General features: G+C 72.6%; 16 protein-coding genes. 8 read left to right on the top strand and 8 right to left on the bottom strand.

The window, feature by feature from the left end:
• Window positions 1–2: 2 nt before the first annotated feature.
• Genes IE264_RS09360 through IE264_RS09350 form a run of 3 tightly spaced genes read right to left on the bottom strand, consistent with a single transcriptional unit; the run spans window position 3 to window position 4,227 of the window.
• Window positions 3–2,018 (bottom strand): prolyl oligopeptidase family serine peptidase, encoded by a 2,016-nt coding sequence (locus tag IE264_RS09360; protein WP_032757015.1) that lies wholly within the window; start codon window positions 2,016–2,018, stop codon window positions 3–5.
• Window positions 2,019–2,057: 39 nt separating this feature from the next.
• Entirely contained in the window at window positions 2,058–3,401 is a 1,344-nt protein-coding gene (locus IE264_RS09355) for a M20/M25/M40 family metallo-hydrolase (RefSeq protein ID WP_032757016.1), read from the bottom strand.
• The gene (locus IE264_RS09350) at window positions 3,394–4,227 is read right to left on the bottom strand and encodes a M55 family metallopeptidase (protein ID WP_032757017.1); all 834 of its coding nucleotides are present in this window, start codon (window positions 4,225–4,227) and stop codon (window positions 3,394–3,396) included. Before IE264_RS09350 ends, IE264_RS09355 begins: the two co-directional genes overlap by 8 nt.
• 275 nt (window positions 4,228–4,502) lie before the next feature.
• Here IE264_RS09350 and IE264_RS09345 point away from each other — a divergent pair, with 275 nt between their 5' ends.
• The gene (locus IE264_RS09345) at window positions 4,503–5,978 is read left to right on the top strand and encodes an alpha/beta hydrolase family protein (protein WP_190167614.1); all 1,476 of its coding nucleotides are present in this window, start codon (window positions 4,503–4,505) and stop codon (window positions 5,976–5,978) included.
• 2 nt (window positions 5,979–5,980) lie between these two features.
• Here IE264_RS09345 and IE264_RS09340 read toward each other — a convergent pair whose 3' ends face one another.
• On the bottom strand, window positions 5,981–6,982 hold the full coding sequence (locus IE264_RS09340; protein WP_032757018.1) for an aldo/keto reductase: 1,002 nt from the start codon (window positions 6,980–6,982) through the stop codon (window positions 5,981–5,983).
• A 112-nt stretch (window positions 6,983–7,094) separates the two neighbouring features.
• On the opposite strand from IE264_RS09340, the gene IE264_RS09335 reads away from it, so the two are divergent.
• Window positions 7,095–8,081 (top strand): LysR family transcriptional regulator, encoded by a 987-nt coding sequence (locus IE264_RS09335; protein WP_032757019.1) that lies wholly within the window; start codon window positions 7,095–7,097, stop codon window positions 8,079–8,081.
• Window positions 8,082–8,131: 50 nt separating this feature from the next.
• Here the strand turns inward: IE264_RS09335 and IE264_RS09330 are convergent, their stop codons facing one another.
• Window positions 8,132–10,552 carry an MFS transporter gene (locus tag IE264_RS09330; protein ID WP_032757020.1) on the bottom strand — a complete coding sequence of 807 codons (2,421 nt, stop codon included), beginning with the start codon at window positions 10,550–10,552 and terminating at the stop codon, window positions 8,132–8,134.
• Between the two features lie 221 nt (window positions 10,553–10,773).
• Window positions 10,774–11,217 (bottom strand): SRPBCC family protein, encoded by a 444-nt coding sequence (locus IE264_RS09325; RefSeq protein WP_015612512.1) that lies wholly within the window; start codon window positions 11,215–11,217, stop codon window positions 10,774–10,776.
• A 182-nt stretch (window positions 11,218–11,399) separates the two neighbouring features.
• On the opposite strand from IE264_RS09325, the gene IE264_RS09320 reads away from it, so the two are divergent.
• Complete coding sequence (locus IE264_RS09320) at window positions 11,400–12,434, top strand: Rv2578c family radical SAM protein (protein ID WP_032757021.1); 1,035 nt, start codon at window positions 11,400–11,402, stop codon at window positions 12,432–12,434.
• A 155-nt stretch (window positions 12,435–12,589) separates the two neighbouring features.
• The gene (locus tag IE264_RS09315) at window positions 12,590–14,182 is read left to right on the top strand and encodes an alpha/beta hydrolase (RefSeq protein WP_032757022.1); all 1,593 of its coding nucleotides are present in this window, start codon (window positions 12,590–12,592) and stop codon (window positions 14,180–14,182) included.
• Window positions 14,183–14,201: 19 nt separating this feature from the next.
• On the opposite strand, the gene IE264_RS09310 is transcribed toward IE264_RS09315, so the two are convergent.
• Window positions 14,202–14,768: an adenylosuccinate lyase gene (locus IE264_RS09310; RefSeq protein WP_180289044.1), complete on the bottom strand. Its 567-nt coding sequence runs from the start codon at window positions 14,766–14,768 to the stop codon at window positions 14,202–14,204.
• Between the two features lie 359 nt (window positions 14,769–15,127).
• Between IE264_RS09310 and IE264_RS09305 the strand changes: the two genes are divergently transcribed.
• Together IE264_RS09305 and IE264_RS09300 are read left to right on the top strand one after the other, a co-directional pair.
• Window positions 15,128–16,909, top strand: coding sequence for a 3-hydroxyacyl-CoA dehydrogenase family protein (locus IE264_RS09305; protein ID WP_015612508.1), 1,782 nt, complete (start codon window positions 15,128–15,130; stop codon window positions 16,907–16,909).
• A gap of 91 nt (window positions 16,910–17,000) precedes the next feature.
• Window positions 17,001–17,816, top strand: coding sequence for a TetR family transcriptional regulator (locus IE264_RS09300; RefSeq protein ID WP_015612507.1), 816 nt, complete (start codon window positions 17,001–17,003; stop codon window positions 17,814–17,816).
• On the opposite strand, the gene IE264_RS09295 is transcribed toward IE264_RS09300, so the two are convergent.
• Window positions 17,803–18,582 (bottom strand): restriction endonuclease, encoded by a 780-nt coding sequence (locus IE264_RS09295; RefSeq protein ID WP_032757024.1) that lies wholly within the window; start codon window positions 18,580–18,582, stop codon window positions 17,803–17,805. The genes IE264_RS09300 and IE264_RS09295 overlap by 14 nt on opposite strands.
• Window positions 18,583–18,739: 157 nt before the next feature.
• Here IE264_RS09295 and IE264_RS09290 point away from each other — a divergent pair, with 157 nt between their 5' ends.
• Together IE264_RS09290 and ccrA are read left to right on the top strand one after the other, a co-directional pair.
• Window positions 18,740–19,546 carry a GNAT family N-acetyltransferase gene (locus IE264_RS09290; RefSeq protein ID WP_032757025.1) on the top strand — a complete coding sequence of 269 codons (807 nt, stop codon included), beginning with the start codon at window positions 18,740–18,742 and terminating at the stop codon, window positions 19,544–19,546.
• 354 nt (window positions 19,547–19,900) lie between these two features.
• Window positions 19,901–21,238 (top strand): crotonyl-CoA carboxylase/reductase, encoded by a 1,338-nt coding sequence (ccrA, locus tag IE264_RS09285; RefSeq protein ID WP_015612504.1) that lies wholly within the window; start codon window positions 19,901–19,903, stop codon window positions 21,236–21,238.
• The last annotated feature ends 1 nt before the right edge of the window (window position 21,239 follow it).

Here is a 21,239-nt window from a genome sequence, read left to right as displayed (position 1 = left end):
CGTCACTCCTCCAGCTCCAGCGGGGGCACGTCGGTCCGGTCGATACCGAATGTCTGTACGTAGAGGGAGAGTTCGGCCTCCAGGGCCCGAACGAGGGTCTCCGCCCGCCGGAACCCGTGCCCCTCCCCCTCGAAGGCGATGTACGCGTGCGGGACCCCCCGCCCCGCGACGGCGGCGAGGAACCGGTCGCACTGGGCCGGCGGGCAGACCTCGTCGTCGAGCCCCTGGAGCAGCAGGAAGGGGCTGGTCAGCCGGTCGGTGCGGTTGATCGGCGCGCGTTCGCGGTAGCGCTCGGGGACCTCGGCGGCCGGTCCGATCAGGGACTCCAGGTACTGCGACTCGAAGTCGTGGGTGCCGGCCGTCGACCAGCCCTCCAGGTCCAGGACGGGGTAGAGGATCGTCCCACAGGCGTAACGGTCGGTGCCGGTGAGCGAGGCGGCTGCGGTCCAGCCGCCCGCGCTGCCGCCCCGGACCGCGAGCCGGCGGGGGTCCGCCGCACCCTCGGCGACCAGGGCGTCGGCGACGGCCGCGCAGTCCGCCACGTCGACGACTCCCCACTGTTCGCGGAGCCGTTCGCGGTAGTGGCGCCCGTAGCCGGTGGAGCCGCCGTAGTTGACGACGGCGACACCGATGCCGCGCGAGGTGAAGTAGGCGGTCTCCAGGTCGAGGACGAGCGGCGCGTGGCCGGTGGGGCCACCGTGCGCCCACACGACGTACGGGGGCAGTTCGCCCTCGGGCCCGGTGCGTTCGGGGCTGTGCGGCGGGTGGATGTGCGCGTGGATCTCACGGCCGTCGGGTCCGGTGAACGTCCGGTCCTGCGGCACGGAGCAGTAGGCCGGATCGACCGCGTCGCGGTGGGCGAAGCCGATCACGCGGGTGCGGCCGGTCGCCGTGTCCAGCTCCACGACCTCGGGGCCGGTGCGCGGGCTCGCCGCGACACCGACGACCCGGCTGCCGTGCACGGTGAGGGTGTCGGACCAGCTGGTCCAGTGACCGGGGACGTCGGCGAGTTCACCGGTCTCCGGGTCGAGGATGCCCAGGCGCTGGGAGCCCCGGCCGTGCAGGACGGCGATCAGCCCGTTCTCCAGAGGATGGAACCAGCGCAGCCCGATCTTCCACAGCGGCCCGCCGAACTCCTCGCCCCGGGGCGGCAGAAGGCGGCTGCTGGGCACCGCGCCCCCGGCCACGGCGTCGGGGCGGATGCGCTGGAGCTCCCACCAGCCGGCCAGGTCGGAGACGAACAGGAGGCTGCCGTCGCGGTCCCACTCCACCTGGCAGACCGACTCGTCGACATCGCCCACCAGGGGCCGCACACCGGTGAATCCACCGGCGTCGGTGATCTCGGCCAGCATCACCACCGTGCCGTCCCACGGCATCCGGGGGTGGTCCCAGGCGATCCAGGCGGCCCGCCGCCCGTCATGGGAGACCTTGGGCCCGGTGACGAACCGGTGGCCGCCGTCGGAGAGCTCCCGTACGGCCGAGCGGTCGTCGGCGGCCGAGCCGTCCAGCGGTACGGCGGCCAGGACACGGCGTACGTCGGTCGGCCCGGGGCCGGTGAACTCCTCCAGCACGCACCACACTTCGCCCCCGGCTCCCCGGTCAGGGTGCACCTGCGGGTCCACCCAGCGCAGTCCGCCGCCGAGGTCCGAGACCGGGGTGAGCGGCCGGGGGGCGTCCGGCCCGTCGGGGGCGTAGGCGTAGAGGCGCTGGTCCGCGAAGTGGACGAACACCACGAGCGGCCCGCCCTCCTCGCGCGCCACGCCCGCCCAGGGCTGTCCGCCGTACTCGATCACCCGGCTGCGCGGATTCCACGGGGCGGGCAGCACGGGCGCTGTGGTGCCGTCCGGGCGGCGGCGCACCAGGGCGCGGCGGCCACCCTCGGCCGGGCGCGGCTCGGTCCACCACACCTCGTCGCCGACGGTGCCGAGGTGGTCGGGCCGGCCGTCGTGCGAGGCGGCGAGGGCCGCGTCGATCGGTGACGGCCAGGAGCCGTACGGGGCTTCGGGCACGGTGTTCACGTTGGAGGTTCCCCCTGGGTGCTGGTCAGGCGGTGCGGGTCAGGCGGTGCGCAGGTAGTGGTCGAGGACGCGGACGCCGAAGTGGAGGGCGTCGACGGGGACGCGCTCGTCGACGCCGTGGAAGAGCGCCTGGTAGTCGAAGCCCGGGGGCAGCTTGAGCGGCGAGAAGCCGTAGCCGGTGATGCCGAGCCGGGAGAACTGCTTGGCGTCGGTGCCGCCCGACATGCAGTACGGGACGGTGTGCCCGTCGGGGTCGAACTTCTCGATGGCGGCGCGGAGTTTGGCGTACGTGGGTGAGTCGACCGGGGCCTGGAGGGCGATCTCGCGGTGGTCGTACTCCCAGGAGACGTCGGGCCCGGTGAGCCGGTCCAGGGTCTCGCGGAACTCGTCCTCGCCGCCGGGCACCGTACGTCCGTCGATGTAGGCGGTGGCGTGGCCGGGGATGACGTTGACCTTGTAACCGGCCTCCAGCATCGTCGGGTTGCTGCTGTTGCGGACGGTGTTCTCGACGAGGGCGGCGGCCGGGCCGAGCTTGCCGAGGAGCTGGGCCACGTCGAAGCCGGGCTCGTCCAGGTCGGCGGTGATGCCGTGCAGGGCGGCGATCTCGGTGATCGCGGCGCGGACGGTCGGGGTGATCCTGATCGGCCACTCGTGCTCACCGATGCGGGCGACGGCGGCGGCCAGTGCGCTCACCGCGTTGGCCCGGTTCACCTTGGAGCCGTGCCCGGCCCGGCCCTCGGCGGTCAGCTTGAGCCAGCCGGTGCCGCGCTCGCCCGCCGCGATCGGGTAGAGGGAGAGGCCGTGCCCGGCGTGGAAGGTGAACGCGCCGGACTCGCTGATGCCCTCCGTACACCCCTCGAAGAGCTCCGCGTGCCGGTCGGCGAGGAAGCCGGAGCCGTCCTCGGCGCTGGCCTCCTCGTCGGCGGTGTAGGCGATGACGATGTCGCGGCGGGGGCGGAACCCCTCGCGCGCCCATCCCCGTACGACGGCGAGGACCATCGCGTCCATGTTCTTCATGTCGACGGCCCCGCGCCCCCACACCACCCCGTCGCGGACCTCGCCGGAGAAGGGGTGCACGGACCAGTCGGAGGGCTCGGCGGGCACCACGTCCAGGTGGCCGTGGACGAGCAGCGCGTCGGCCGACGGGTCGGTGCCGGGGATCCGGGCGACGACGTTGGTCCGGCCCGGGGTGCGTTCCAGCAGCGTCGGTTCGATCCCGGCGGCGGCGAGCCGCTCGGCGACGTATTCGGCGGCCGGGCGCTCCCGGCAGTCGCCGCCGCCCCGGTTGGTGGTGTCGATCCGGATCAGTCCGGACGTGAACGTGACCACTTCGTCGAGGGCCTGCTCGTCCACGGGGCCGAGCGGGCCGGGGGCGTCAGCCATATTGTTCCTCCACGGCGGACGACACGATGGTCGTCACCGCCTTGAACGTGCGGATACCTTCGTACATCGTCCCGCTGGTGTAGGCGACGCGCCTCTCACCGCTCGGCGCGACGCCGGGCACCACGGTCGCCGCGGCAGCCAGATGCTCGGCGTCGAACTCCAGCTCCACGGTGTACGTCCCGCCGGTGACGGGGGTCTGACGGACGGCGAGCGCGGCGGCGTCACGCGCGGCCGTCCGGATGTCTGCCGCGGTACGGGCCGGGGTGCGGCACACGGCCGCGTACCGCGATACATGGTCCTTGACGGCGACCTTGCGGGCGCCCGGGGCGTATCCCTCGGCATCCACGCAGGTCAGGTCGTCGCCGGTGACGAGGACGACGGGCACGCCGTACTCGGCGGCGACATGGGCGTTGAGGAGGCCCTCACTGGCACGCACCCCGTCGAGCCAGACGCCGGTGATGGAGTTGGCGAGGTAGGTGTGGGCGAGGACGCCCTCCGTACCGGCTCCGGTGTGGTAGCCGACGAAGGCGATGCCGTCCACGTCACCGTGCTGGATGCCCTCCACCATCGAGAGGGACTTGTGCCTGCCGGTGAGCATCTGGACCCGGTCGTCCAGCTGCTCCAGCAGGAGGTTCCGCATCGACCAGTGGGCCTCGTTGATGAGGACCTCGTCGGCGCCGCCGTCGTAGAAGCCGAGCGCGGCCGCGTTCACGTCGGAGGTGAACATCGGTCGGCAGCGCTCCCACTGCGGGGTGCCCGGCAGCACATCGGCCGGCCAGGTCACTCCGGTGGCGCCCTCCATGTCGGCGCTGATGAGGATCTTCATGCCGCCACACCGTACGCCCCGGCGGCGGACGGGGCCAGGGAGGGTACCCCTGTCGCTGCTCCGGACCGCCGAAGGTCCCTCCGGTGGGCTCCTGCGGAGGGACCCGGCCGGTGTGCCCCGCTTCCGGCGGGTGTGCGCAGCTCCGGGCCGGTGAGCGGCCGGGCGAACACTATGAACGCAAAGCGCACGGGGGTTCTCCCCCGGGCGGGCCGCTCCCTAGCATCCCCGCATCGCGGTGCACGTCAGCGCCGTGGAGAGAGCCAGGAGCCGCACCCGTGCACATCACCCCCCACGTACCCGCCCGTCCCGTCCCGCTGTACGGCCGGGCGCGGCGCCGCTCCGCCGCTCTGGCGGCCCTCCTCGCGGCGGTGGTCCTCGGCACGGCCGGCACCGTCCCCGTGGCGCGGGCGGACACCGCGGCCGCACCCGCCCCCACCGCCACTGACTGCCCGTCCGCCCTGACCGGCCAGGCACGGTGCTACACCGGCCGGGACGCGAACGGGGCGCACTACGCGATCGCCGTCCCCGAGCGCTGGAACGGCTCCCTGGTCGTGCACGCCCACGGCGGCCCCGACCTGGGCGAGGCCTCCGACCCGTCCCGCTCCACCGGCGACCTGGAACGCTGGGCCGTCATGGTGAAGGAGGGCTACGCCTGGGCCGGCTCCTCCTACCGGCGCGGCGGCTACGGGACGCGGATGGCGGCCGCCGACACCGAGAGCGTGCGCCGGGTGTTCGTGGACCGGTTCGGGAAGCCGGGGCGGACCTTCGTGCACGGCCAGTCCTGGGGCGGCAACGTCGCCGCCAAGGTCGCGGAGACGTACGGCCGCGAGCCGGGCGCTTACGACGGGGTGCTGCTGACCAACGGGGTCCTCGGGGGCGGCTCGCGCGGCTACGACTACCGCGTCGACCTGCGCGTGGTGTACCAGTACTACTGCTCCAACCACCCGCGCCCGGCCGAACCGCAGTACCCGCTCTGGCAGGGGCTCCGCCCGGACTCCACGATGACGGCCACCGGGCTGCGCGCCCGGCTGCGGGAGTGCACCGGGTTCGACACCGAGCCCTCCGAGCGAACCGCGCTCCAGCAGCGCAACCTCGACGACATCCTCGCCGTCACCGGCATCCCGGAGCGCGCCCTGGAGTCGCATCTGCGGTTCGCGACGTTCACGTTCCGCGACATCGTGTCGACGCGGCTCGGCGGCCGTAACCCTTTCTCCAACCAGGGTGTGCGGTACGCCGGTTCGCATGACGACCGGGCGCTCAACGCGGGCGTGGAGCGGTTCTCGGCCGACCCCGCCGCGCGCCGGGACCTCTCCTGGGACAGCGACCTCACGGGCCGGGTCTCCCTGCCCGTCCTCACCCTGCACGCGATCGACGACCCGACGGCGTTCGTCGAGCACGAGGCCGCCTACCGGGCGACGCTCCGGGGTGCGGGCCGGGAGCCTCACCTCGTCCAGAGCTTCACGCGGGAGAGCGAGCACAGCGGGCTGAGCGACGCCGAGTACGCGGGTTCCATCGGCGCCCTGGACCGCTGGGCACGCACCGGCCGCAAGCCCACCCAGCGCTCACTGGCCACCGGGTGCGCCGCCGCCGACCGGACGTACGGCACGGGCTGCTTCTACGATCCGGCGTTCCGGCCCGCCCCGTACGCCTCCCGGGTACTGCCCCGGCCGGGCGGGCACCACTGGCCCGCCATGACCGCCGGGCAGGAGCGGGCCTGGAGCCGGATCGACGGGGTCGGCATCGCGCCCTGACGTCAGCCCTTCGCGGTCTCGCCCAGCAGCTCCTCGATCCGGGCCAGCTCGTCCTCGGCGAACTCCAGGTTCGCCACGGCCTCCACGTTGTTCTCCAGCTGGGTGACGCTGCTCGCGCCGACCACGGCGGAGGTGAGACGGCCGCCGCGCAGCACCCACGCCAGGGCCAGCTGGGCGAGGGACTGGCCGCGCTCCTTCGCCAGGGCGTCCAGGGCGCGCAGCCGCTCCACCAGCTGGGGGGTGAGGGCGTCGGACGTCAGGAACGGGCTGTCGCCCGCCGCCCGGGAGCCGGCCGGGATGCCGTTCAGATAGCGGTCGGTGAGGATGCCCTGCTCCAGCGGGGAGTACGCGATGGAGCCGACGCCCAGCTCGTCGAGCGCGGTGAGCAGCCCGTCCTCGGGGCGGCGGTCGAGCATCGAGTAGCGGGGCTGGTGGATGAGCAGGGGCGTGCCCAGGTCCTTGAGGATCGCGGCGGCCTCCCGGGTCTCCTCGGCGGAGTAGTTGGAGAGGCCGACGTAGAGGGCCTTGCCCTGGCGTACGGCGGTGTCCAGCGCGCCCATGGTCTCTGCGAGCGGGGTGTCGGAGTCGGGGCGGTGGGAGTAGAAGATGTCGACGTACTCGACGCCCAGGCGCTTGAGGCTCTGGTCCAGGGAGGAGCGCAGGTACTTCCGCGAGCCCCACTCCCCGTACGGGCCGTCCCACATGTGGTAGCCGGCCTTGGTGGAGATGACGATCTCGTCGCGCAGCCCGGCGAAGTCGCCGGCGAGCGCGCGGCCCAGGGTGAGTTCGGCGGAGCCGGGCGGCGGGCCGTAGTTGTTGGCCAGGTCGAAGTGGGTGATGCCCAGGTCGAAGGCGCGGCGCAGGATGCGGCCCTGCTCCTCGGGGGTCCTGTCCCCTCCGAAGTTGTGCCAGAGGCCGAGGGAGAGCGCGGGCAGCAGCAGGCCGCTGCGGCCGGTGCGCCGGTAGGGCATGGCGGAGTAGCGGTCGGCGGACGGCAGGTACATACGAAGGGCTCCGGGGGGAGAGGGCCGGGGGGACGGTCTCCAGGTTTCCGCAGATCGATCCAGCAGTCCAACAGGAGATTCCGCTCGGATTCATCGCCTACATTGCTCAATCATGGAATTGCGTCAGCTGGAACACTTCGTCGCCGTCGCCGAGGAGCAGCACTTCACCCGCGCCGCCGAGCGGCTCGCCGTCTCCCAGTCGGGGCTCTCCGCCTCCGTGCGGGCCCTGGAGCAGGAGCTGCGGACCCCGCTGTTCAGCCGCACCACGCGGACCGTCCGGCTCACCGAGGCGGGCCGGGCGCTGCTGGTGGAGGCGGAGCGCACGCTGGCGGGGGCACGGGCGGCGCGGGACGCGGTCGACGCCGTACGGGGGCTGCTGCGCGGGACGCTGACGGTGGGGGTCGAGCAGTGCGTGGCGGGGGTGAGCCCGGCCCGGCTGCTGGCCGCCTTCCACCGGGAGCACCCGCAGATGGAGCTGCGGCTGCGCCAGGAGGGGACGAGCAGCCTGCTGGACGGGGTGGCCGGGGGGCGCCTCGACCTCGCGTTCGCGGCCACGGTCAGCCCGGCGGAGTGGCGCGGGGAGCTGATGCCGCTGGCGCGGGAGCCGATGGTGGTGCTGTGCGCGGCGGGCCACCGGTTCGCCGGGCGGGGCGGGGTGGCGTGGGAGGAGCTGCCGGGTGAGTCGTTCATCGACTTCCACCCGGACTGGGGGCCCCGGCGTGCGGCGGACGAGGCGTTCGCGGCGGCGGGGGCCCGGCGGACGGTGGGCCTGGAGGTCAACGACGTCCACAGCCTGCTGGAGCTGGTGCAGGAGGGGCTGGGGATCGCGGTGGTGCCGCACCACTTCTCCCGCAAGCCGGAGGCGGCGCGGCTGGTGGCGGTGGAGGTGGCTCCGGTGGGTGGCCGGCAGGCGGTGTACGAGAGCGTGGTGGTGCTTCCGGCGGCGCGGAGCCTGAGCCCGGGGGCGCGGGCGCTGATGCGGCTGGTGCGCGAGGACGCGGTACGGGAGCCGGAGGTGCGGGAGCCGGTAGTGCGGGAGCCGGACGCGCGGGAGGCGCCGGGGCAGGAGGCGGGGGCGCCGGAAGCCGCGGTGCGCTGAGCCCTCGGAGCCCGTACAGGACTCGTGGGCTCAGCTCACCCCCGTACGCCTCAGTCCTCGTGGCCCAGCTGGAGGTCGCGTTCCGTGCGGCCGCCGCCCGCCACCTGGAGCACGGTCGCGACCGGCGGGTACCCGGCGGCGATCACCGTGTACTCGCCGGACGACAGGTCCACGAAGCGGAACGATCCGTCGGGCCCGGTGGTGAGGGTGTGCACCACGTTGCCCGCCCCGTCCAGCAGGGTGACCCGGGCGTCCTCCACCGGTCGGCCACCGGTGGCCCGGACGACGCCGCGCAGCACGGCCCCGCCCGCCAGCTCGATGTCCTGCCGGGTCTCACGGGCCGCCTGGACGCTGACCGGAAGGGCGGCGGGGCGGTAGGCGGGGGCGCTGGCGGCCAGGGTGTACTCGCCCGCGACCAGTTCGGTGATGACGTAGGTGCCCTCACGGCCGGTGCGGGTGGAGGCCACGACCTCGCCGCGTACGTCGGTGAGGGTGACGGCCGCGTCCCGGACCGGCACACCGTCCGCCGTCAGGACGGACCCGGCGAGCCGCCCGGCGCCGCCGAGGACCACGTCCAGCTCGACGGGGCGGTCGCCCACGGTGACGCTGACGGCCTGCGGCTGGTGTCCGCCCGCCGCGGCGATGAGAACGTAACTGCCGGGGCCCGGCACGCTCAGCGCGTACCGCCCGTCCTCGCCGCTGGCCCCGCGCCCGATCTGCTGCCCCTGGACGTCGATGAGCGTGAGGGCGGCCCGGTCCACCTTCGTACCGTCCGGGTGCTGGACGCTGCCGCGGACGGGCACGCCGGTGTGGTGACCGGCGCGGGGCCGGCCGATGTCGGTGCGGGCGGCGGGGATCGGCGAGGGCTCGGTGGCCGCTTCGGGGCTGTGGTGGGACACCAGCGGTTTCTCCTTGAGGAAGAAGGCGAGGACCAGGCCGAGGACGAGCACCGGCACGAGGTAGAGGAAGATGCGCGGCATCGCGTCGGCGTACGCCTGGATGTAGGCGTCGCGCAGCGCCGGTTCCATCGCGTGGACGATCTGCGGGGTGATCGACTCGGGGGCGGGCAGCTCCACGCCCGTGGGCAGGCGGATGCCGAGCGCGCCGGAGAGCCGCCCGGCGAACAGCGTGCCGAAGATCGCGGCGCCGACGCTGCCGCCGATCTGCCGGAAGTAGTTGTTGGCGCTGGTGGCGGTGCCGAGGTCGGCGGGGCGTACGGAGTTCTGCACGGCGAGCACGAGGACCGACATGACCAGGCCGATGCCGGTGCCGAGGACGGCCTGCCAGAGGCTGTACTCCAGGCGGGAGGTGCCCACTTCGAGCCCGGAGAGCAGCCACATGCCGACGACGGAGACGGCGCTGCCGACGATGGGGTAGATCCGGTAGCGGCCGGTACGGGTGATGAGCTGGCCGGAGACGATGGAGCCGCCGACGATGCCCAGCATCATCGGGAGCATCAGGAGCCCGGATTCGGTGGCGCTGGCCCCGTCGACCATCTGGAGATAGGTCGGCAGGTAGCTGGCGGCACCGAAGAGGGCGACGCCGACGACCGCGCCGACCAGACCGGTGACGTTGAAGACCGAGTCGCGGAACAGCCGCAGCGGGATGATCGGTTCGGCGGCGCGGTGCTCGACGGCGACGAAGAGCAGCGTCGTGACGACGGCTCCCGCCGTCAGGCCGAGGATGGTGCGCGAGGACCAGGCGTACTCCGTGCCGCCCCAACTGGTGACCAGGACCAGGCAGGTGGAGGCGACGGCCAGCAACACGGCACCCAGGACGTCGAGTCGGGGCCGTACGGCGGGCTTCGGAAGCTTGAGCACGACGGCGATCACGGCGAACGTGACCAGCCCGAACGGCACGTTGATGTAGAAGCACCAGCGCCAGGAGGCGTGGTCGGTGAAGAAGCCGCCGAGCAGGGGCCCGGCCACGGAGGCGAGGCCGAAGACCGCGCCGATGAGGCCCATGTAGCGGCCGCGTTCCCGGGGCGGGACGATGTCCGCGATGATCGCCTGGACGCCGATCATGAGACCGCCGCCGCCGATGCCCTGGATCGCGCGGAAGGCGATCAGCTCGTCCATGGTCCGCGACCAGCCGGCCAGCGCCGAGCCGACGACGAAGACGACGATCGCGAACTGGAAGACGCCCTTGCGGCCGAAGAGGTCGCCGAGCTTGCCGTAGAGCGGCAGGACGATCGTGGAGGCGAGGAGGTAGGCGGTGACCGCCCAGGACATCTTCTCCAGGCCGTGCAGCTCACCGACGATCTTCGGCAGGGCGGTGGCGACGATCATCTGGTCGAGCGCCGCGAGCAGCAGGGTGAGCATCAGCCCGAGGAAGACCATGCGGACCCGGCGGGGGCTGATCTCCTCGGCCGCCGGGAGCGGGACGGCGTCGGCCGGTGGTGGCGGCGGCTCCCCCACGGGCGCTGCCGCACCGTCCGGCTCGTCCTTCACCAGCGTGATACCGCCCACCACGTAACGCTCCCCTTCGTCGCACCTGCGCCGCCCATTTCTCGCATCGCCCGGCAAGGCAGGGCAAACGTGATGAGGGGCGCGCAGGGCGCGTCGGGAGGGCTTATGCGCCGGTGGGAGCCGCTACGGCGCACAACCGGCCGCCCCGGAAAACCACCCGTTCCGGTGAGGCCGGCCGACCTGCGGGAGCCGGGCCGTTCGAGGGCCCGGCGTGCGTACGGGACCTACTTCTCGACCTCGGTGGCGAGGTTCTGGAGCAGTTCGTCGTAGATCCGGCCGAGGCCCTTGGGGGCAAAGGTGCGCTCGAAGAAGCCGCCGATGCCGCCCGCGCCGTCCCAGACGGTGGTGACGACGGCCTTGGACTTGCCCTCACCGGCCGGGGTGACGGTCCAGGTGGTGACCATGGAGGAGTTGCGGTCCTTCTCGACGAGCTGGCCGTCGGTCGGCTCGGTGACCTCCAGCAGGCAGTCACGGACCCGCTTGCTGGTCGCCTGGAGCTTCCAGTGGACGAGGGTGCCCTCGCCGTCGCCGCCCTCCCGGACCTCGTACTCGCTGAAGTGCGCGGTCAGCACCTTGCCGCGGACGTCCTTGTAGTCGGCCAGCGCGTCGAACACCGCCTCTGCGTCCGCCGCGATGATCCGCTCCGTGGTGGCCTCGACCTGCGCCATGGCTGTTCCTCCAGCACTTCGGTTGTTCGGGGTGATTCGGGGTTGGGGGGTGTCCTGGGCTGAGCCAACCACCTCCGGTACAACCGCTCAAAATCGGGGCCGACGGGCCGCCCGGGGTGCGGTCCGCACGATCAAGGGAACAAGTGTTCTATTCTGTGGCCAGTGCTACCGAGGAGGCGTCCATGCGCTGGGACAATCTGGTCGAAAACAGCCCCATGACCGGCAACAGCGCGCTCTTCGCCGCGGACGCGGTGACCACGCGCACCTTCGACACCCCGGAATTCCGGGGCATCACCTTCCACGAGATCCGGGCCCGTTCGATCCTGAACCGGGTGCCCGGGGCCTCGCGGATGCCGTTCGAATGGACGGTGAACCCCTACCGGGGCTGCTCGCACGCCTGTGTGTACTGCTTCGCCCGCAAGACCCACAGCTATCTGGACCTGGACACCGGCATCGGGTTCGACTCCCAGATCGTCGTCAAGATCAACGCCGCCGAGCTCCTCCAGCGGGAGCTGGCGTCCCGGCACTGGCAGGGCGAGCACGTCGCGATGGGCACCAATGTCGACTGTTACCAGAGGGCGGAGGGGCGATACCGGCTCATGCCGGGCATCATCAGCACCCTGCGGGACCGGGCGAACCCCTTCTCGATCCTGACCAAGGGCACGCTGATCCTGCGCGACCTGGAGCTGCTGCGGCAGGCCGCCGAGGTCACCGAGGTCGGCGTCTCGGTCTCCGTCGGCTTCACCGACCGCGAGCTGTGGCGCACGGTCGAACCCGGCACCCCCTCCCCCGGGCGCCGCCTCGACGTCGTACACGCCCTCACGGAGAGCGGGATCGGCTGCTCGGTCCTGATGGCCCCGGTCATCCCCTTCCTCGGCGACAGCCCGGAGCAGCTGCGCGCCACCGTCTCGGCCATCGCGGCGGCCGGCGCGACCTCGGTGACCCCGCTGGTCCTGCATCTGCGCCCCGGCGCCCGCGAGTGGTACCTCCGGTGGCTCGGACTCCACCATCCGCACCTGGTTCCGCGGTACGAGCGGATGTACGCGGACGGGGCGTACGCCCCCACCTGGTACCAGCGCCGGATCACCCGTCAGGTGCACGAGCTGGCGGACGAGTTCGGGATCGGCCCGGCGCACCGGGGCGAGGCCCGCCGGATCACGCCGGTACGGACACCGGAGGAGCCGGAGCCGGGACCGACGCAGCTCACCCTGCTCTGACGTCTCAAGGAGGGTCCTGGCGCCTCCCACAGGGCCGATGGCGTGACCGTACGGGTCAACTCCGCGCGGAATCGGCCCCCGGCCGGTGGATCTCGGGGAGCATGCGGCGGGGACCGGCCGACCGCCGCCGCGTCCCCTCCACCTCGGGAGGCCCCATGACGAAACGTGCAGGAATTCTGGTCGCCGCCGGTGCGACGGTCGCCGGTCTGCTGGCCGCCGCTCCGGCCCCGGCCGCCGCCGCCGGAGCGAGCGCGCCGCCCACCCCGGAGCTCGCCTGGACCGACTGTCCGACGGAGAACCATCCGACGCTCCAGTGCGCCAAGGTCGACGCCCCGCTGAACCACGCCGACCCCTCGGGCCGCCGGGTCACCCTCGCCCTGTCCCGGATCCCGCACACCGCGAAGACCTTCCAGGGCCCGCTGCTGGTCAACCCGGGCGGGCCGGGCGGCAGCGGTCTGTCGATGGCCGGGTTCGTGGCCTCGTCGCTGCCGAAGAAGGTGGCGTCCCAGTACGACGTGATCGGGTTCGACCCGCGCGGGGTCGGGAAGAGCACCCCGAAGCTGAACTGCCTGCCCGGCCACTCCGACCCGGTGCGCCCGGACTCGGTGCCCGCCTCCTACCGGGACGAACGGGTCAACCGCGACCGGGCGGCGGCCTTCGCCCGCGCCTGCGGCGAGAAGCACGGTGACGTGCTGCCGTACATGGACACCGTCAGCGCCGCCAAGGACCTCGATGTGATCCGCCGGGCGCTGCGTTCGGAGCAGATCAACTACTTCGGCTATTCGTACGGCACCTATCTGGGCGCGGTCTACGCGAAGCTGCACCCGGAGCGGGTGCGGCGCCTGGTGCTGGATTCCGTCGTCGGTCCGGACGACGTCTGGTACGAGGGCAACCTCAACCAGGACTACGCCTTCGACGACCGTCACAAGGCGTTCGCGGCCTGGGTGGCGAAGCACGACGCGACCTACGGGCTCGGCACCGACCCGGCCGGGGTCGAGGCCGCCTGGTACCGGATGCGGGCGGCGGTCGCGGCCGAGCCGGCGGGCGGCAAGGTCGGGGGGAGCGAGCTGGAGGACACCTTCCTGCCCGGCGGGTACTACAACGGCTACTGGCCCTATCTCGCCGAGGCGTTCGCCGCGTACGTGAACGACCAGAACACCGAGGCGCTGGTCGAGGCGTACGAGAACTTCGGCGCCACCGGCGCGGGCGGCGACAACAGCTACTCCGTCTACACCGCCGTCCAGTGCCGCGACGCCGGCTGGCCCCGGCACTGGAGCACCTGGCGCAACGACACGCGCCGGATCCACGACAAGGCGCCCTTCATGGCCTGGAACAACACCTGGTACAACGCGCCGTGCGCCGACTGGCCGGTGGCGCCGCTCACTCCGGTGCGGGTGAACAACGACCGCCTCCCGGCGACGCTGATCCTCCAGGCCACCGGCGACGCGGCGACCCCGTACGCGGGCGCGGTGGCCATGCACCGCAAGATCGCGGGCTCCAGCTTCGTGGTGGAGGAGGGCGGCGGCAACCACGGCATCACGCTGAGCGGCAACGCCTGCCTGGACAAGCACCTGACGGCCTATCTGACCGACGGGACCGTCCCGCGCGGCCGGGGCGAGGGCGAGGCGGACGCGGTCTGCGCGGCGCTCCCGGACCCGAAGCCGCTGCCGGCCGCGAAGGCGGCGGCCCAGTCGGTGGACAACAGCGCGGGCAGCCGCCTGCACGGGCTGCTGGGGCCGCGCCACTAGTCACCGGACGACCGGGCCCCTACGGCAGCCGCCCCAGCGCCTCCTCCGCCGCCGTCCCCAGCCGGGGGTGCGGGAGGGCCGCCGTGAGGACCGGGCGGGCCCGGTCGTCGCCGAGCTGTCCGAGCCCCTCCACGCAGGCCAGCGCCACCCGCCAGTGCGGCTCCCCCGGGGCCAGCAGCCGCTGGAGGGTGGCGACCAGGGCGGGGACCGCCTCGGGGGCCCGCAGGGTGGTGAGCAGCCGGACCGGGTGCAGGGCGTAGGCGGTGCGCAGGGTGTTGGTGGCGAGCGCGGCGGCGGCCCGGGGCGTGCGGGGGTCGTCCAGCCGGGCCAGGGCGTGGGCGGCGGAGACGCAGCGTTCGGGGTCGCGGTGGTTGAGCAGGAGCACCAGCGCCTCGAAGGCCCGCCGGTCACCCGCGCAGCCGAGCCGGAAGGCGGCGATCTCGCGGGCCCACAGGGGCCGCCCGGGCTCCACCAGGACCCGGGCCAGCACCTCGTTGTCGTCGGTGGCCACGAGCAGGTCGTACGCGGCCGACCCGGCCGCCTCGTCCCGTAACCGGTCCATCAGCGAACGCAGCTCCTCATCCATGACGCTCAGCGTATCCACGAACACGCTCCGTGCGGGGCGGGCCGGAAGAGCCGATGTGGTCCAGCGCACAAAGACCCAGGGGTGGCGCGCTCGTTACTCGCCGGTTAATCTCATCTGAGCGGGAACACACTCCCCGCGACTCCGGTGGCCTGGTGACGCAGCCACCCGGAGTGCTTGTCGGTTCGGCAGTTCCCGTGCGACGCGACTCCGGGACAGAGTCGCTCACCCCTCCCGGCCGGGCGTGCTTCCAGCGCCCCGCCACCGCGCTTCACGACACGCATCCGCGCATGCACACGCGCCGCTCCCTCATCGCCGCGCGCGCCTGCTCCCACAGTCGTCACTCACCCTGGAGTCCCGTGATGGACACCCCGCTCTCCACCATTGCCGTCGTCGGCCTCGGCACCATGGGCACCGGCATCGCCGAGGTCCTGGCTCTCGCCGGCCGCGAAGTCATCGGTATCGACATCAGCGAAGCGGCCGCCCGGCAGGCCGTCACCTCCCTCGAAGCCTCCACCGCACGGGCCGTCGGGCGCGGGCGGATCACCGAGCAGGAGCGGGCCGACGCGCTCGCCCGGTTCCGTACGTACGACACCGTCCAGGCCGCCGCCGATGCGGAGCTGGTCATCGAGGTCGTGCCGGAGACGTACGAGATCAAGCAGCAGGTCTTCCGGGAGCTGGACGCCGTCGTCTCGGCCACCGCGATCCTCGCCACCGGGACGAACGCCCTGTCCGTGACCCGGCTCGCGGCCGAGTCGCAGCACCCCGAGCGCGTCCTCGGCCTGCACTTCTTCAACCCGGCGCCCGCGATGAAGCTGGTCGAGGTGGTCTCCTCGGTGCTGACCGCGCCGCCCGCCGTCGAGGCCGTCACCAGGCTGGCCCGGGAGCTGGGCAAGGAGCCCGTCGCGGTCGGTGACCGGCCCGGGTTCGTCGCGGACGGGCTGCTCTTCGGCTATCTGAACCAGGCCGCCGCGATGTACGAGGCGAACTACGCCTCCCGCGAGGACATCGACGCGGCGATGAAGCTGGGCTGCGGCCTGCCGATGGGCCCCCTCGCCCTGCTGGACCTGATCGGGATCGACACCGCCCGTACGGTCCTGGAGGCGATGTACTCCGCCTCCCACGACCGTCTCCACGCCCCCGCCCCCGTTCTCGGCCAGCTCAGCGAGGCGGGCCTGACCGGGCGCAAGGCCGGGCGCGGCTTCTACACGTACGACGCCCCGGGCGGCCAGGACGTGGTGCCCGACGCGCTGACTCCTTCGCCGGAAGCGGCCGCAGGTACCGGGCGCGAGATCGCGTCCGTCGGGGTCGCGGGCTCCGGCACGATGGCCTCCGGGATCGCCGAGGTCTTCGCGAAGGCCGGTTACACCGTGGTCCTGGCGGCCCGTAGCCAGGAGAAGGCGGACCTCGCCAAGTCCCGGATCGCGAAGTCGCTGGAGCGCTCGGTGACCAAGGGGCGGCTCACCGCCGAGGCGCGCGACGAGACGCTGGCCAGGATCACCGCGGCCGGTTCGCTGGACGCGTTCGCGGAGGTCGACCTCGCCGTGGAGGCGGTCGCCGAGGACCTGGAGGTCAAGCAGCAGCTCTTCGCCACCCTGGACAAGGTCTGCCGGCCGGGCGCGGTGCTCGCCACCACCACCTCCTCGCTGCCCGTCATCGCCATCGCCCGGGCCACCGCCCGGCCCGAGGACGTCATCGGGATGCACTTCTTCAACCCGGCGCCCGCGATGAAGCTGGTCGAGGTCGTCCGTACGGTCCTGACCGCCGACGACGTCCACGCCACGGTCCGCGCGGTCTGCACGAAGATCCGCAAGCACCCGGTGGACTGCGGGGACCGGGCCGGGTTCATCGTGAACGCGCTGCTGTTCCCGTACCTCAACAACGCGATCAAGATGGTCGAGGAGCACTACGCCTCGCTGGACGACATCGACGCGGCGATGAAGCTGGGCGGCGGCTACCCGATGGGACCGTTCGAACTGCTGGACGTCGTGGGGCTGGACGTCTCGCTCGCGATCGAGAAGGTCCTGCACCGCGAGTTCCGCGACCCGGGGCTCGCTCCGGCGCCGCTGCTGGAGCACCTGGTGGCCGCGGGCTGCCTCGGCCGCAAGACGGGCCGTGGCTTCCGCGAATATGCCCGTCGCTGACCCGGGAGCCGGGTGGGGCGGGCTGCTGGGACCCTCCGGCTCCCCGCCCCCGCAGGCGCGCTCTCCTGCACCGATGCGTTACGTTCATGCCATGTCCCAGCCCGCCAAGTCACCCCGTGCCACCGCCGCGCCCGACGCCCCGGAGACCGCCGCGGGAACGCGTGCCGCCGCCCAACGGCTCAAGATGCGCCGCGAACTGGCCGCAGCCGCGATGGAGCTCTTCGCCACGAAAGGCTACGAGGCGACGACCGTCGACGAGATCGCGGGCGCCGCGGGCGTCGCCCGGCGGACCTTCTTCCGGCACTTCCGCTCCAAGGAAGAGGCCATCTTCCCGGACCACGACGACACCCTCGTCAGGGCCGAGGCCGTCCTGAACGCCGCCCCCGCGCACGAGCACCCCCTCGACACGGTCTGCCGCGGCATCAAGGAAGTCATGAAGATGTACGCGGCCAAGCCCGCCGTCTCCGTGGCCCGTTACAAACTGACCCGCGAGGTGCCCACCCTCCGGGAGGCCGAGATCGCGTCGGTGGCCCGCTACGAGCGGCTGTTCACCCGCTATCTGCTGGGCCACTTCGACGAGCGCGACCACCACGTGGGCAACGACGACCCGCTGCTGGCGGAGGTGGCCGCGTCCGCCGTGGTCACCGCGCACAACCACGTACTGCGCCGCTGGCTGCGGGCGGGCGGCCAGGGCGATGTGGAGGCCCAGCTCGACCGGGCCTTCGCCATCGTGCGCGACACCTTCGGCACCGGCATCGGGGCCGGGCGGACCGCCCAGGCCGAGCCCGCCAGGACCCCGGCGGCGACGGTGGCCACGGAGGGCGAGGTGCTCGTCGCGGTGGCGCGTACGGACGCCCCGCTGGACGAGGTCATGCGGACGATCCAGCAGGCGCTCAAGGAGCGCTGAGCCCGGCGTCCTGTTCTTCGGCCGGGGCCGCCACCGTCTCCCAGGGCGGCGGCGCCCCGCCCTCGCTCCAGGCGGCCAGCTCCTCGGGGCCGTAACAGAGGATCGCGCACTGCTCGGCGTAGTCGAGCGCGGGTTCGGTGAAACCGCCGGTGGAGACGACGAGCGCGATGTCCGCCCCGTGCACCGCGTAGCAGGTGCCGCCGAAGCGCTGGAGCTCCTGCGATCCGGCCCGGTTGTCGGGCCCGTAGCGCTTGCACTGGACGACCAGGCGGCGGCCGTCCGGGGTGGTGGCCAGGACGTCGGCGCCCAGGTCACCGGCGCCGCCCACCACCTCGGCGTCCGCGCAGCCGTCACGCCGGCAGAGTTCGGCCACGGCCTCCTCGAAGGCGTACGGGTCCAGTGCCGCGTAGTCGACCGGATGAGCGGCCTCCGGGGGCTCCGGGCGCCTCTCCGCCCGGGCGGCCTCGGCGGCGTCCAGCTCCGCGAGGCCCGCGTCGACGATCCCGTACGCGGCGTCCGTGACCGCCCCCGCGACCCGCCGGGCCCGACGGCGGCGGCGCAGCACCACGGCCGCTGCGGCGAGGACCGGGACGATCAGGGCCCCGACGGCGACCGGGTGGTTCCCGGCGCTCCGCCAGGCCGCCCGCAGGGCCATCCCGCCGCCCGCGAGGATCAGCGCGATCAGGGCGAAGCCGAAGGTGGTGCGGCGGAGGTCGAAGGGACCCCGTCGCTTCTGCGTGCTCCCTCTGCGGATCGGTATGCCCATCGGTGCCCCACCCCTGCCCTTCCGACCACTTCAAGATCACTTGGTTCGGCACACCTGCCCCGAGCTGGGGTTTCGACGCGTGCGGGCCGAGCCGTTCCGCGCGGGCGGCGGCCGAAATCCGCTGGTTTACCGATCAGCGCTGTGCTGAGGTGCGCGGATGCGATCAACCGAGAACGCCATCGAGATCCGTGACCTGTTCGACCGTGAGATGCGGGAGCACGCCCGCCCCGACGGACCCGGCGTACGCGTCGAGCGCTCCGGCCCCGTCGTACGCCAGGTGGGCGGCCCCGACGACTGGAACGGGGTGGTGTGGTCGGACCCGGAGCTGGACGCGGCCGGGGCCGATGCCGCCATCGCCGCGCAGATCGAGCACTGCACGGCGCTCGGCCTGCCGGATTTCGAGTGGAAGCTGTACGCGCACGACCGGCCCGCCGATCTGGGCGACCGACTGCGGGCGGCCGGATTCGTGCCGGAGGAGCCGGAGACCTTGCTGGTGGCGCCCGCCGCCCTGCCGGCCGGGCCGGTCGAGCTGCCCGAAGGGGTGACCCTGCGGCCGGTGACCGACGCGGCGGGCGCGGAGCTGATGGCCAGGGCCCACGAGCGGGCGTTCGGGACCGACGGGGCCCGGCTCCTCCATCAGGTGCTGAGGCGGCTGGAGGAGGCCCCCGGGGACTTCGTGGCGGTGATGGCGGTGGACGGCGACGGGGAGCCGGTGTGCTCCGGGCGGATGGAGCTGTACCCGGGCACGGGCTTCGCGGGGCTCTGGGGCGGCGGCACGGTGGCCGCCTGGCGGGGGAAGGGCATCTACCGGGCGCTGGTCGCCCACCGGGCACGGATCGCCGCCGAGCGCGGCTACCGGTATCTCCAGGTCGACGCGACCGGCATGTCCGCCCCGATTCTGCGCCGGCTCGGCTTCACGGAGCTGGGGACGACGACGCCGTATGTGTACCGACCGGGGAGGTAACCGCCTGCCAGCAGGACAGAACGTCTCGTAACGCCCATCGTGTTGCTCATGCGTGCCTACGAGATGACAAGTGAGAGAAATTGTTGGCACTGGGTGCCTTGTCAGGTGTCACGGAGTGCCATACGTTGAAGGTGTCCGGGCGGCCGGCGTGCTGGCATCTCACGTACGCCGGCTGTCCCCGCAACCACCGTGCTGCGCGCCCGGACGCCTGCGTCACAGGCAACCTTCTGCTCCACCCGAGCAAGCCGAAGCTCCACTCGCCGAACCGACGGCAACACCTCCACACCGCACCGCACCCCTGCCAGCAGGGCCCCTCAAGCGTTCCCTCGACGCCGCATCACCGGAGGCAACACCGTGAAGGAAATCCTGGACGCGATTCAGTCGCAGGACAGCACCGCCGCGGACTTCGCGGCCCTGTCCCTCCCCGAGTCCTACCGCGCGATCACCGTGCACAAGGACGAGGCGGAGATGTTCGCGGGGCTCGACTCCCGTGACAAGGACCCCCGCAAGTCGCTCCACCTGGACGAGGTCCCGGTCCCCGAACTCGGCCCCGGCGAGGCCCTCGTCGCCGTGATGGCCAGTTCGGTGAATTACAACTCCGTCTGGACCTCGATCTTCGAGCCGGTGTCCACCTTCGGCTTCCTGGAGCGGTACGGAAAGCTCAGCGAGCTCAGCAAGCGCCACGACCTGCCCTACCACGTCATCGGCTCCGACCTGGCGGGCGTCGTCCTGCGCACCGGCCCCGGCGTGAACGCCTGGAACCCGGGTGACGAGGTCGTCGCGCACTGCCTCTCCGTGGAGCTGGAGTCCTCCGACGGGCACAACGACACGATGCTCGACCCCGAGCAGCGCATCTGGGGCTTCGAGACCAACTTCGGCGGGCTCGCCGAGATCGCGCTCGTGAAGTCCAACCAGCTGATGCCCAAGCCCCAGCACCTGAGCTGGGAGGAGGCCGCATCGCCGGGCCTGGTCAACTCGACCGCGTACCGCCAGCTCGTCTCGCGCAACGGCGCGGGCATGAAGCAGGGCGACAACGTGCTGATCTGGGGCGCCAGCGGCGGACTCGGCTCGTACGCCACCCAGTTCGCGCTGGCCGGCGGCGCCAACCCGATCTGTGTCGTCTCCAGCCCGGAGAAGGCCGACATCTGCCGGGCGATGGGCGCGGAGGCGGTCATCGACCGCAACGCCGAGGGGTACAAGTTCTGGAAGGACGAGCACACCCAGGACCCCAAGGAGTGGAAGCGGCTCGGCAAGCGCATCCGCGAGCTGACCGGCGGCGAGGACGTCGACATCGTCTTCGAGCACCCCGGCCGTGAGACCTTCGGCGCGAGCGTCTACGTCACCCGCAAGGGCGGCACCATCGTCACCTGCGCCTCCACCTCGGGCTTCAACCACGAGTACGACAACCGCTACCTGTGGATGTCGCTCAAGCGGATCATCGGCTCCCACTTCGCCAACTACCGCGAGGCGTGGGAGGCGAACCGGCTCATCGCCAAGGGCAAGATCCACCCCACCCTCTCCAAGGTCTACTCCCTGGAGGACACGGGACAGGCCGCCCACGACGTCCACCGCAACGTCCACCAGGGCAAGGTCGGCGTCCTGGCACTGGCGCCCCGCGAGGGTCTGGGCGTGCGCAACGAGGAAATGCGCGAGCAGCACATCGACGCCATCAACCGCTTCCGCAACGTCTGAG

This window comes from Streptomyces microflavus (genome assembly GCF_014650075.1).
GTDB lineage: Bacteria > Actinomycetota > Actinomycetes > Streptomycetales > Streptomycetaceae > Streptomyces > Streptomyces microflavus.
The sequence above is the reverse complement of the archived record's forward strand: the minus strand, read 5'-3'. Positions and strand labels throughout refer to the sequence as shown.

What these genes read in the sequence shown, in the direction of transcription:
- IE264_RS09355 (WP_032757016.1), bottom strand. Translation starts at nt 3,401, where the DNA reads ATGGCTGACGCCCCCGGCCCGCTCGGCCCCGTGGACGAGCAGGCCCTC.
- IE264_RS09350 (WP_032757017.1), bottom strand. Translation starts at nt 4,227, where the DNA reads ATGAAGATCCTCATCAGCGCCGACATGGAGGGCGCCACCGGAGTGACC.
- IE264_RS09340 (WP_032757018.1), bottom strand. Translation starts at nt 6,982, where the DNA reads ATGTACCTGCCGTCCGCCGACCGCTACTCCGCCATGCCCTACCGGCGC.
- IE264_RS09335 (WP_032757019.1), top strand. Translation starts at nt 7,095, where the DNA reads ATGGAATTGCGTCAGCTGGAACACTTCGTCGCCGTCGCCGAGGAGCAG.
- IE264_RS09325 (WP_015612512.1), bottom strand. Translation starts at nt 11,217, where the DNA reads ATGGCGCAGGTCGAGGCCACCACGGAGCGGATCATCGCGGCGGACGCA.
- IE264_RS09320 (WP_032757021.1), top strand. Translation starts at nt 11,400, where the DNA reads ATGCGCTGGGACAATCTGGTCGAAAACAGCCCCATGACCGGCAACAGC.
- IE264_RS09315 (WP_032757022.1), top strand. Translation starts at nt 12,590, where the DNA reads ATGACGAAACGTGCAGGAATTCTGGTCGCCGCCGGTGCGACGGTCGCC.
- IE264_RS09310 (WP_180289044.1), bottom strand. Translation starts at nt 14,768, where the DNA reads ATGGATGAGGAGCTGCGTTCGCTGATGGACCGGTTACGGGACGAGGCG.
- IE264_RS09305 (WP_015612508.1), top strand. Translation starts at nt 15,128, where the DNA reads ATGGACACCCCGCTCTCCACCATTGCCGTCGTCGGCCTCGGCACCATG.
- IE264_RS09300 (WP_015612507.1), top strand. Translation starts at nt 17,001, where the DNA reads ATGTCCCAGCCCGCCAAGTCACCCCGTGCCACCGCCGCGCCCGACGCC.
- IE264_RS09295 (WP_032757024.1), bottom strand. Translation starts at nt 18,582, where the DNA reads ATGGGCATACCGATCCGCAGAGGGAGCACGCAGAAGCGACGGGGTCCC.
- IE264_RS09290 (WP_032757025.1), top strand. Translation starts at nt 18,740, where the DNA reads ATGCGATCAACCGAGAACGCCATCGAGATCCGTGACCTGTTCGACCGT.